The following is a 12,446-nucleotide window of genomic DNA, read 5'->3' on the forward strand; positions in this document are numbered from 1 at the left end:
AACTATAAAATTTAACAGATGAAAACTATATATAAAATTAGTCTCTTCTTATGTTTCTTAGGGATGCTATTTACATCTTGTGAGGATCATGAGTATGAAATGGGATCTAAATTGGATATTTCCAACATAGATTTTAAAATAGAGCAGGACTACAATACGGATGCAGGGGGAAACACTGTAATTCTAACTAGCAATACTCCAGGAATAATTCCTGTGTGGGATTATGGTACTGGAAAATCGAATAGAGCAGTAGATACAATTAATTTTGCATTTGCTGGAGATTATGAAATTAAATTTTCTGCAATGACAGATGGTGGTGTTGTAGAAGCAGAGCCTGTAACAATTTCTGTCACCGAAGACAACTTTAATTATGTACAAGATCCTCTTTGGATTATGCTATCTGGTGGTGTAGGAAATAGTAAGACATGGGTGTTGGATTTAGATGAAAATGGAGTGTCTAAATACTTTGTAGGTCCTCAATTTTTCTACGGAACCGATAATGGATGGCTTGAAGATGGCGAAGCTTGGGATGGTGGAGACTCTGGATGTTATGGTGAAGACTGTTGGAATTGGAGTCCAGACTGGCCAGGAAATCAATGGTTAATGGCAGCAGGAGATTATGGTTCTATGACTTTTAGTTTAGACGGTGGACCTTATGTGGATGTGAATCATTTAATGATGCCTTCTTTAGGAGAAGAAAATGGGACTTATTATTTAGATGCCAATGCACATACACTTACATTAACCAATGCTGAAATGCTTCATAATACAGAAAATGATGCTTGTGTTGATAACTGGGCTTCTATCAGAATTTTTTCTTTAACTGAAGATACCATGCAGTTAGGAGTGTTAAGAAAAGACAATTGTGACGGTGCAGCCATGTTAGTTTTCAATTTCATTTCAAAAGAATATAGCGATAATTGGGTGCCTGAAGAAACAGAACCAGAAATTGATGAAGGTTACAATCCAAGTTTTGAATCAGGGGAGTTATTAAATATGCTTACTGGAGGAACAGGTTCTGGTAGAGTTTGGACTATAGATGCCGCTGGGAATCCTATAGATTGGATTGCTGGAGGGATAGGATGGACAGAAGATGCTTCTAGCTCTTATAATTGGGGTTGGAATGATGATTGGACTGCTATAGCAGGTAATTCTTGGATTCGTTTTGACCAATGGAATGGAGCACAAACATATACCAGAAATCAAAGTGGTGTTGAAACTTCTGGAACTTTTACTATAGATGAAACTACCAACGAGATTACTCTAGATGGTGAAACTTTAATACAAAATACAAGTAGTTCTCTAAATCCTACTACAAATATTATTAAAGTGGTAAAAGCTTATGATGATTATGAAACTAAAGGGATTTGGTTTGGTACTAGTTATGATGAAAGCAAAGATGAATGGTTGTCATTTCACTACATCATTCCTTAAATAATATAAATTAATATACATACAGATGGGAAATTTTCCGTCTGTATGTTTAATGTAAAATAGATGAATTTTACTTCATATTTTAAGTTAGTTTTATTTGTTGCATGCATTGGATTTTTCAGTGCATGCAATTCTTCATTGAAAAATGAAAGCATACTACAAAGCAGAAAAATCAATTTTAATGAAGGATGGTCTTTTCATTTAAATGATAGTCTTCAAGACAATGACACCATCTCCAATATAACCAAATGGCAGGATGTTAAAGTTCCGCACGATTGGAGTATCGGAATGGAATTCGATGAGAAAAGTCATACAGGTCACGGAGGCGCTTATCTTGTAGGTGGCTTAGGATGGTACAAAAAATCTTTTAAAGTTGCAGAAGAAAAAAAAGATAAACGCATTGCTATTGTTTTTGATGGGGTGTATTGCAATAGTGAAGTTTGGGTGAATAACCATTATTTGGGAAAACGTCCAAATGGATATATTGGTTTTGAATATAATATTACTCCTTATTTAAATTATGGGGATGTTCGAAACGAAATTTTGGTTAAAGTAAATAACAAAAATCAACCTAATTCTAGATGGTATTCTGGTTCTGGAATTTATAGAAACGTATGGTTAAAAACTACTCATAAGCTTCATGTAGGGCAATGGGGAACTTATATAACTACTCCAAAGGTCTCAAAAGAAACAGCAGAAGTACGTATAGAAACAACTATTAATAATGAAACCCTTCAGCAGCAATCGGCAACTCTTGTTAATACAATTTATTATAAAGGGGAAACGATTACAACTTCAGAAAATGAAATAAATGTTGAAAAAGGGTCGCTTAAAAATGTAGTTCAAAATCTTAAAATAACAAATCCAAAATTATGGTCGGATGTAAATCCTGCGCTTTATAAAGCAGTAACAGAAATTAAAGTTGAAGGAGAAACTATAGATACTTACAAAACTACTTTTGGAGTTCGAGCGTTTGAATTCGATTTAAATAAAGGTTTTATTTTAAATGGTAAGCCAGTAAAAATAAAAGGAGTTTGCCTACATCATGATTTAGGACCTCTTGGAGCAGCAGTAAATACACGTGCTATAGAGCGTCAATTAGAGATTATGAAAGAAATGGGAGTGAACGGTATTCGTACGGCTCATAACCCACCAGCACCAGAACTTCTAGCTTTATGCGATGAAATGGGCTTTATAGTAATGGATGAAGCTTTTGATATTTGGGAAAAAAGTAAAACTAAATTTGATTACGGAAACGATTGGGAACTTTGGCATAAAAAGGACCTAGAAGATCAGATTTTAAGAGACCGAAATCATGCTAGTATTTTTATGTGGAGTATCGGAAATGAAATTCCTGAACAATGGAGTGAGCGTGGTGCAGAAATTGGACGGGAACTTTCTAAAATAGTAAAGGATTTAGATACTACCCGTTTGGTAACTGCCGCTATGAATCCTCCAATTCATATTCAAAATAAAGAGGTAACTCTTCAGTTTGAAGATGTAGCAGCCCAACCAAATGCTTTGGCCGGATCTGGGGCATTAGATATTATTGGGTATAACTATGCGCATCAAACGTATGAAGATCATCAGAAAAATTTTCCAAAAACTCCGTTTATAGCTACCGAAACTACCTCTGGATTACAAACTCGTGGATATTACGATTTCCCTTCAGATACTACCAAAATATGGCCAGTTCGATGGGATAAAGTTTTTACAGAAGGAAATGCTGACAATACAGTTTCTGCCTTTGATCAAGTAAGGACTCCATGGGGGTCTTTGCACGAAACGACTTGGAAGATTATTAAGAAAAACGATTATTTATCTGGTTTTTATATCTGGACAGGCTTCGATTATTTAGGAGAGCCTACTCCATATGTTTGGCCTTCTAGAAGTTCTTATTTCGGAATTGTAGACTTGGCAGGTTTTCCAAAAGATGTTTATTATATGTATAAAAGTGAGTGGACCGAGGAGCCTGTGCTTCATTTGTTACCACATTGGAATTGGAAAAAAGGACAGTTAGTAGATGTTTGGGCATATTATAATAATGCAGATGAGGTAGAACTGTTCTTAAATGATAAGTCTTTAGGAGTTAAACAAAAAGAAGGAGAAGACTTACATGTTATGTGGCGACTTCCGTTTGAAGCTGGAACTTTAAAAGCTGTTTCTAGAAAAGATGGAAATGTAGTTTTAGAAAGAGAAATTAAAACAGCTGGAGCAGCAGCACAATTACAATTAACTGCCGATAGAACTACAATAAATGCTGATGGAAATGATCTTTCGTTTATAACAGTTGATATTCTTGATAAAAACGGAAATTTTGTACCTACAGCCAATAATTTAGTAAAGTTTTCTCTTGATGGAGGGAATGGGGAAATTGTGGCAGTAGCTAATGGAGATCCTACAAATCATGAATCATTTAAAGGCAAACAGCATAAAGCTCTAAATGGTAAATGCTTGGTAGTTGTACAAGCTGGGAAAACAAAAGGAAGTATAAAACTTTCGGCAGCTTCAGAAGGGATGGAAACAGAGACTATAACGCTTCAATTAAAATAAATGGGAGTAGACTTAATTTTTTCATATAAAAAATTAATGTTGTCCGATAAAAGTTAACGGGATTTATTGTATTCCACATATATTAAGGGGTAATAGAGATTTTTAAAATAGCCTCCTTGCTATTAAGAAAAACGAATAAAAAGAGGAGTTTAGTAATGTTGTTTCTTTAAGCTACTCTTTTTGTAATAGTTAAGATTAAGTCTTTGTTCTTTTCTCTTACAGCGAAGTGGTCTTGTATTTTTACTCGGACATTAATGATAAAAAATAGAAAAATTAGTTTGAAAACGATAAAAAAATGAAAAAACGAAACTTAATTAAATATTCAATAGGAGCTTTATTTCTGTTATTGATAATAAAACAAGGGAAAGCTCAGATACAAAATGCAGATGTTTTAAATGCACCTGTGGATGTAAGTGAATATTTTTACGACTACCAAAACACTTTTTATTTTGCTGATAAATTAGCAGATTTTGATCCAAAAACGGGAAAAGGAAAAGTGGAATATAAAAGATATCAATATCAAAGCAGACAGGCTTTTAATAATATGCTGATGAAACCAGATACGGTTCCAGCAAATGAGTTTCCTGCAACAGAGTATGAGGTGTCGCCAAATTTACCTTTTGAAATTCAGTTTATTTCTGATAGAACTGTTAGAATTAAAATGACATCAGGGCCACAATTTAATCCAGAAAAGGAATCTTTGATGTTGGTAGATGGGGTAGCTCCACAAAATCCAGATCAATGGAAGTATAGTAAAATAAAAGAAGGACATAGGTATACAAGTGCGCACGGAACTGTAGAAATTCATACCAATCCGTGGCATGTAAAAATATTTGATAAAAACGGGAAACTACTTACAAGTACATTACATACTAATGATGTAGCTAATACGTACACTCCTGTTTTACCTTTTTCTTATGTTCGAAAAAATAGTGATTATTCCAGAAGTTTTTCAGCGGCATTTACACTGCAACCAGATGAAAAAATATTTGGTTGTGGGGAGTCTTTTACGCAATTTAATAAACGAGGACAAAAGGTAGTTTTATATACAGATGATGCCAATGGAGTTCAGAATGAGACCATGTATAAACCAATTCCTTTCTATATGAGTAGTAGAGGGTATGGTGTGTTTATGCATCATTCTACACCAATTACTGTGGATTTTGGGAAGTATTTTAGTGGCGCTAATGAAATGATGATAGGAGATGATGAAGCTGATATTTTTATCTTTTTAGGAGAGCCAAAAGATATTTTAGATGAATACACTAATCTTACAGGGAAGTCGGAAATGCCTCCACTTTGGTCTTTCGGATTTTGGATGAGTAGGATTACATATTTTTCAGAAAAAGAAGGAAGAGATGTGGCTAAAGAATTACGAAAAAATAAAATACCTAGTGATGTAATTCATTTTGACACAGGATGGTTTGATGTTGATTGGCGTAATAATTATGAATTTGCAGGAGATAGATTTGACGATCCAAAAAAAATGCTTTCAGATTTAAAGGATGAAGGTTTTGAAGTTTGCTTATGGCAATTGCCTTATTTTACTCCTAAAAACACTTTATTTAATGAAATTGTTGAAAACGACCTAGCTGTAAAAGACAGAAAAGGCAACATTCCTTATGAAGATGCTGTGTTAGATTTTTCCAATCCAGCAACCGTAACTTGGTACCAAAACAAACTAAAACATTTGTTTGATTTAGGGGTAAGTGTTTTTAAAGTAGATTTTGGAGAGGCAGCTCCTGCCAACGGAATATATCATTCTGGAAGAACAGGTTTTTACGAACATAACTTATACCCACTTCGATATAATAAAGCAGTAGCAGAAATTACTAAAAAAGAAAAAGGATATACCCTTATTTGGGCTAGAAGTACATGGGCTGGAAGTCAGCGCTACCCATTACATTGGGGAGGAGATGCAGCTACTACCAATACGGCAATGTCGGCAACCTTACGTGGCGGACTTTCTTTAGGGTTGAGTGGTTTTAGCTTTTGGAGTCATGATGTGGGAGGATTTGTAACAAAATCTCCAGAAGATTTATACCGTAGATGGACACCATTTGGAATGTTATCATCTCATGTTAGAAGTCACGGAGAACCACCAACAGAACCTTGGTTATACAACAAAAGTTTTTTAGAAGCTTTTAGAAAAGCTGATAATATGCGTTATGAATTAATGCCGTATATCTATGCACAAGCAAAGGAGAGTTCAGAAAAAGGACTGCCAATGATGCGTGCTTTATTTGTAGAATTCCCAGAAGATGCTGGTTCTTGGTTGGTAGATAACGAATACTTATTTGGTTCGAGTATGTTGGTAGCTCCTCTTTTTGAAAATGGAACGTCTAGAGATGTATACTTGCCAAAAGGAACTTGGGTAGATTACCAAACAGGAAAAGCATATGAGGGGGGATGGCACCATATAGAAGCAGGAGATATTCCAATAATAGCATTAGTTAAAAACGGAACTGTAATTCCACATATCGATTTAGCACAGTCTACAAAAGATATGGATTGGAGTAATTTAAAATTAAAAGTATTTGCTTCTTCTGAAACTACAACAGCAAAAGGCCTTGTTTATCTTCCGAAGGGAGAAAAAATAGAAACTATAGAAGTAACTAAAGAAGGGAATAATTTTAAACTGAAAAATAATCCACTTCAAGGGAAAACATCTTTCAGTATTATAAAATAAAAGAAATATATGAAAACTAAATTTTTTATAGCATCGGCGGTAGCTCTTGTTACTATAGCTTGCCAAAAAGAGCAGCCTACACAATTTGAAGTAGCTTCTCCAGAAGGGGTAAACAAGATTTCTTTTTCTCTAGAAAGTGGAGCGCCAAGTTATAGCGTTACACATGGAGAAAAAACAGTTTTAAATCCTTCGAAATTGGGATTTGTTTTTAAAAATGCAGATTCGTTGAATACTAATTTTGAAATAGCTGGTATTAAAGAACGCACCTTTGATGATACTTGGGAACAGGTTTGGGGAGAGAAAAAAGAAATTCGTAATAATTATAACGAATTGGTTGTTGAATTGCAGGAAAAAGATGAAGCTAAGCGTAAGTTAAATATTGAATTTAGAGCTTTTGATGATGGAGTTGCTTTTCGATATGTTTTTCCTGAGCAAGGAATTAAAGACAGCATTTTCATTATGGACGAGTTAACAACTTTTAACTTGAAAGACGACGGGAAAGCATGGTGGATTCCAGCTTATGGGGAACAGCGTTATGAATATTTATTCAATAACGACCCTGTAAGTACGTTGGATACAGTGCATACACCGTTAACTATTGAGAGTAAAAGTGGATTGTCATTGAGTTTTCATGAGGCAAATTTGGTAGATTTTGCAAGTACAACATTAGCGCATACCGAGGGAACAACTTTAAAAACCGATTTAGTGCCTTGGGCAGATGGAGTAAAAGTTCGAACTACAGAATCGTTTAAAACACCTTGGAGAACTATTCAAATAGGAGAAAAACCAACCGATTTAATTACTTCATATTTAATTTTAAACTTGAATGAACCTAATAAAATAGAGGATACAAGTTGGATTAAGCCTTTTAAATATTTAGGAATTTGGTGGGCAATGCACATTGGAAAATATACCTTTTGGGAAGGTGAAAAACAAGGAGCTACCACTAAACATGCAAAAGAGTATATAGATTTTGCTGAAAAGGTTGATATAGATCATCTTTTAATTGAAGGTTGGAATAAAGGATGGACTCCAGATTGGTATAAAAATGCAATGCATCAGTTTAGTTTTACCAAAGAAGCCGATAATTTCGATTTAGAAGAAGTTACCGATTATGCCAAAAGGCACAATGTTAGAATTATTGGATACCATGAAACGGGTTCCAATATAGATAACTATTTAAAGCAAATAGATAGCGCATTTGCGTTGTACAATAAAGTTGGAATACACGATGTTAAGATTGGTCATGTAGGTTCACTACTTAAAATGAAAGAATGGCATCATGGTCAGTTTGGGGTGAATTACTTTAGATATGTACTTAAAAAAGCTGCAGAATACCATTTAACAGTATTGTTTCATGAGCCAATAAAAGACACTGGAGAGCGTAGAACTTACCCAAACATGATGGCTAGAGAGGGTGCAAGAGGACAAGAATATAACGCTTGGAGTGATGGGAATCCTCCTAATTATACTACAATTTTACCTTTTACAAGATTTCTTTCAGGGCCTATGGATTTCACTGCTGGAATTTTAGATGTTGAGGTTAAACAAGGATATCCAGGCAGACGTGTGCACAGCACAGCAGCCAAACAATTAGCTTTATTAGTAACCGTATTTTCTCCAATCCAAATGTTGGCAGATCTACCAGAAAATTATGAAGGGCAACCAGCATTTGAGTTTTTACATGATGTTCCTACCAATTGGGAAGATACTAAAGTATTGAATGGAGAAGTAGGAGAATATATTACAACCGTTCGTAAGGATATTGCTAGTGATGATTGGTACCTAGGGAGTATGACCAATGAAAAGGCTAGAGATTTTGAAATTTCATTATCCTTTTTAGAGGAAGGAGCTACTTATGAAGCAAAAATATATGCTGATGCAGAAGGAACAGATGAAACTCACAATCCTTCTTCAGTAGCTATATCTACTAAAGAAGTAAAAGCTTCAGATTCGTTAAACTTACATCTTGGAGCTAGCGGTGGTGTTGCTATTAGATTTAAAAAAATAGATTAGCCATTTGATATGGAAAAGAAACCTTTCAAAAATATTTTTTTATATATAACTTTTGGGCTTGTAGTATCTTTATTACAAGCTCAAAAGTCTTATGACTACCCGTTTCAAAACCCTAAAATAGCTACAGAGAAACGGGTTGATAACTTATTGTCTTTAATGACAATAGATGAAAAAGTAAATGCTTTAAGCACCAATCCAGAAGTTCCTAGGTTAGGGGTAAAAGGGACAGGGCATGTTGAAGGATTACATGGCTTAGCTCTAGGAGGCCCAGCAGGATGGGGTGGAAAAGGAAAAGAACCTTTGCCTACAACTACCTTTCCACAAGCATATGGTTTAGGAGAAACTTGGGATACAGAATTACTAAAAGAAATTGCAAAGATAGAAGGTTATGAAGCCCGATATGCCTTACAAAAATATGGGAGAGGTGGACTCGTGATTAGAGCTCCTAATGCAGATTTGGCTCGCGATCCACGTTGGGGGCGTACCGAAGAAAGCTATGGAGAAGATGCCTTTTTTAATGGAAAAATGACAGTAGCTTTTGTAAAAGGATTACAAGGTTCTGATAAAACATATTGGCAAACAGCTTCTTTGATGAAGCACTTTTTGGCGAATAGTAATGAGGATGGACGGACGTATACTTCCTCAGATTTTGACGAAAGGTTATGGAGAGAATATTATGCCTTGCCTTTTAAAATGGGAGTAGTAGAAGGTGGATCTCGCGCATATATGGCAGCGTATAATAAAGTAAATGGGATTCCTGCAATGGTGCATCCAATGCTAAAAGATATTACTGTAGATGAGTGGGGACAAAATGGAATTATTTGCACAGATGGAGGTGCATATAAACTATTATTGTCCGATCATAAGTATTATAAAGATAAATATTTAGGGGCTGCAGCTACTATAAAAGCAGGAATTAATCAGTTTTTAGACGATTTTACAGAAGGGGTTTACGGAGCTTTAGCTAACGGATATTTAACGGAAGCCGATTTAGATGAAGTTTTAAGAGGGAATTATCGGGTCATGATAAAACTAGGAATGCTTGATTCTTCTGCTAACAATCCGTATGCTAAAATTGGTGCAGAAGCAGATAGTATGGATCCATGGGAATTGGAGGCTCATAAAAAACTAGCTTTAGAAGCAACCGAGAAATCGATTGTATTACTTAAAAATGATCCAGCTAAGAAATTGCTGCCTCTTCAAAAAAAGAAAGTAAAAAAGATTGCTATTATTGGAGAATATGCAGATGCTGTTTTGTTAGACTGGTATAGTGGAACTCCGCCATATACAATTTCTCCTTTACAAGGAATAAAAAATAAAGTAGGGGAAAATGTTGAAGTACTGTTTGCAAAAAATAATGCTGATGGCAAAGCTGTAGAAATAGCTAAAAATGCAGATGTAGCCATTGTTTTTATAGGAAACCATCCTACTTGTAATGCTGGTTGGGCGCAATGTCCCGTGCCAAGTAATGGAAAAGAAGCTGTAGATAGACAGGCATTAAATTCGGAATATGAAGATTTAGTAAAATTAGTTTACAAGGCTAATCCTAATACGGTTGTAGGATTGATTAGCAGTTTTCCTTATACAATCAATTGGACTCAAGAAAATATTCCTGCTATTTTCCATGTAACCCAAAATAGTCAAGAATTAGGAACAGCTATTGCAAATGTGCTTTTTGGAGCATACAACCCTGCGGGGAGACTTACACAAACTTGGGTTAAAGATATTAGTGATTTACCGCCTTTAATGGATTATAACATCCGTAATGGTCGTACTTATATGTATTTTAAAGGAAAACCTTTATATGCTTTCGGACACGGATTAAGCTATACTACTTTTAAATATAAGGATATGGAAATTCCGAAGCAAATTAAAGAAAATGAGGAAGTATCAGTAAAGGTAAATATTACAAATGCAGGAGAAGTGGATGGAGATGAGGTTGTTCAGCTTTATGTTAAACACATAAACTCGACTGTAGAGAGACCCATTAAAGAACTAAAAAGCTTTAAACGAATTCACATTAAAGCAGGAGAAACTAAAACTGTGAGCTTGCTATTAAATCCGAAAGATATGAAGTATTGGAATAAAGAAAAGCAAGATTTTATTTTAGAAAAAGATACTATTGAAGTTCAGATAGGGAGTGCTTCAAATAAAATATTTCTTTCAGAAAAAGTAGCTGTTAAGTAAGAGCATACAAGTTGTGAGATACAATAATTTAAAATATATAAATGAAGAAAATAGGATTTACATTATTTATAGTGTCAGTACTTTTAATGTCTTGTAATTCGGAAAAGAAGTCGGCCACATTAAAAGAAGAACCAGTTTATGAAGCTAATTGGGATTCTTTAGCCAAATATGAGGAAACTGCAGAGTGGTTTAAAGATGCAAAATTCGGAATTTATGCCCATTGGGGAGTTCTTTCGGTTCCTTCTTATGCAAATGATTGGTATCCTAGGAATATGCATATTGTGGGTTCAAATGAATATAAGTACCATGTAAAAACGTATGGAGAGCCTAAGGAATTTGGATACCACGATTTTGTACCTATGTTTAAAGCTGAAAAATTTAATGCAGAACAATGGGCTTCTCTCTTTAAAAAAGCTGGTGCTAAATTTGGAGGAATTGTAGCAGAGCATCACGATGGTTGGTCAAATTGGAAGAGTAGGATTAATCCATGGAATTCCTTTGAAAAGGGGCCTCACAAAGATATTGTCGGTCAGCTAGCAAAGGCTATAAAAGCTCAAAATATGAAATTTGTAACTTCTTTTCATAAAGCTAGAAATCTTCAGCTTTTTCAGAAAGATTCTACAAAATGGTTAGACGACACCTCATATTTCCCCTACAATCCAGAAATGCCAACTTCTTCTGAAGATTCAGAAATAAGCATTATGTATGGAAATATTTCTCCTGAAAAATTCTATCAAAACTGGTTTGGAGAACTTAAAGAAGTGATAGATAGTTACAGTCCAGATTTAATTTATTTTGATAGTAAACTGACTAAAATTCCTGATACTTATAAAAAAGAATTTACAGCCTATTATTTTAATAATTCAGTAAAAGAAAACAAACAAGTTGTAATTACACATAAAGAAGGAGAGCTTCCAAAATCTGTTAGTATTGAAGATTTTGAAAAGGGAAGAATGAATAAAAAGACCGAAGAATTCTGGTTAACAGATGAAACTGTTTCTGTAGGAAGTTGGAGCTATACAAATACTTTAGGATTAAAATCGGCTAACGAAATAATAGATTTATTAGCAGATATTGTTAGTAAAAATGGTGCTTTGATGCTAAATGTTTCTCCAAAACCAGATGGCGAGATTCCAGTAGATCAACAAGAAGTTTTATTACAAATAGGAGCGTGGTTGGCAGTAAATGGAGAGGCTATTTATGGTACTAGAACTTGGGAGATTTTTGGAGAAGGTCCTACGAAGCAAGAGAAGTCGGGGATGTTTTTAGATAAACTTACCTATACAGCTAAGGATATTCGTTATACTAAAAAAGGGAATACGGTGTATGCTATTGTTTTAGGATGGCCTGGAGAGAGTGCAAAAGTGGATTTAACTAGTTTTACTAAAGAGGAATTAGGGAGTCTAAAAATTCAAAGCCTAAGTATTTTAGGAACGGATAGCAAAATTGATTATAATTGGGACGATAGCGGTTTACACATTATAACTCCTAATAAAAAAGTTGATGATAGAGCATTTGTAATTAAAATTGAAATGAAGTAATTCTATCAGAAATAAAAATAAAACGT

6 protein-coding genes are annotated in these 12,446 nt (G+C 34.6%); all 6 read left to right on the forward strand.

Going from position 1 to position 12,446, the window contains the following annotated elements; translation table 11 throughout:
• Positions 1 to 18 precede the first annotated feature (18 nt).
• Positions 19 to 1,434 carry a hypothetical protein gene (locus tag AC13CQ_RS04785; RefSeq protein ID WP_456867430.1) on the forward strand — a complete coding sequence of 472 codons (1,416 nt, stop codon included), beginning with the start codon at positions 19 to 21 and terminating at the stop codon, positions 1,432 to 1,434.
• Positions 1,435 to 1,497: 63 nt separating this feature from the next.
• Positions 1,498 to 3,987: a glycoside hydrolase family 2 TIM barrel-domain containing protein gene (locus tag AC13CQ_RS04790; RefSeq protein WP_456867429.1), complete on the forward strand. Its 2,490-nt coding sequence runs from the start codon at positions 1,498 to 1,500 to the stop codon at positions 3,985 to 3,987.
• A gap of 295 nt (positions 3,988 to 4,282) precedes the next feature.
• The gene (locus AC13CQ_RS04795; protein ID WP_456867428.1) at positions 4,283 to 6,676 is read left to right on the forward strand and encodes a glycoside hydrolase family 31 protein; all 2,394 of its coding nucleotides are present in this window, start codon (positions 4,283 to 4,285) and stop codon (positions 6,674 to 6,676) included.
• A gap of 9 nt (positions 6,677 to 6,685) precedes the next feature.
• Positions 6,686 to 8,692 carry a glycoside hydrolase family 97 protein gene (locus AC13CQ_RS04800; protein ID WP_456867427.1) on the forward strand — a complete coding sequence of 669 codons (2,007 nt, stop codon included), beginning with the start codon at positions 6,686 to 6,688 and terminating at the stop codon, positions 8,690 to 8,692.
• Between the two features lie 9 nt (positions 8,693 to 8,701).
• Positions 8,702 to 10,879: a glycoside hydrolase family 3 C-terminal domain-containing protein gene (locus tag AC13CQ_RS04805; RefSeq protein WP_456867426.1), complete on the forward strand. Its 2,178-nt coding sequence runs from the start codon at positions 8,702 to 8,704 to the stop codon at positions 10,877 to 10,879.
• A 41-nt stretch (positions 10,880 to 10,920) separates the two neighbouring features.
• Positions 10,921 to 12,420 (forward strand): alpha-L-fucosidase, encoded by a 1,500-nt coding sequence (locus tag AC13CQ_RS04810; protein ID WP_456867425.1) that lies wholly within the window; start codon positions 10,921 to 10,923, stop codon positions 12,418 to 12,420.
• Positions 12,421 to 12,446 lie beyond the last annotated feature (26 nt).

It is taken from the genome of Galbibacter sp. L-19 (assembly GCF_056857615.1).

Bases quoted from the DNA above. Each gene is read 5' to 3' on its own strand.
- AC13CQ_RS04785 (WP_456867430.1), top strand. From the start codon at position 19: ATGAAAACTATATATAAAATTAGTCTCTTCTTATGTTTCTTAGGGATG.
- AC13CQ_RS04790 (WP_456867429.1), top strand. From the start codon at position 1,498: ATGAATTTTACTTCATATTTTAAGTTAGTTTTATTTGTTGCATGCATT.
- AC13CQ_RS04795 (WP_456867428.1), top strand. From the start codon at position 4,283: ATGAAAAAACGAAACTTAATTAAATATTCAATAGGAGCTTTATTTCTG.
- AC13CQ_RS04800 (WP_456867427.1), top strand. From the start codon at position 6,686: ATGAAAACTAAATTTTTTATAGCATCGGCGGTAGCTCTTGTTACTATA.
- AC13CQ_RS04805 (WP_456867426.1), top strand. From the start codon at position 8,702: ATGGAAAAGAAACCTTTCAAAAATATTTTTTTATATATAACTTTTGGG.
- AC13CQ_RS04810 (WP_456867425.1), top strand. From the start codon at position 10,921: ATGAAGAAAATAGGATTTACATTATTTATAGTGTCAGTACTTTTAATG.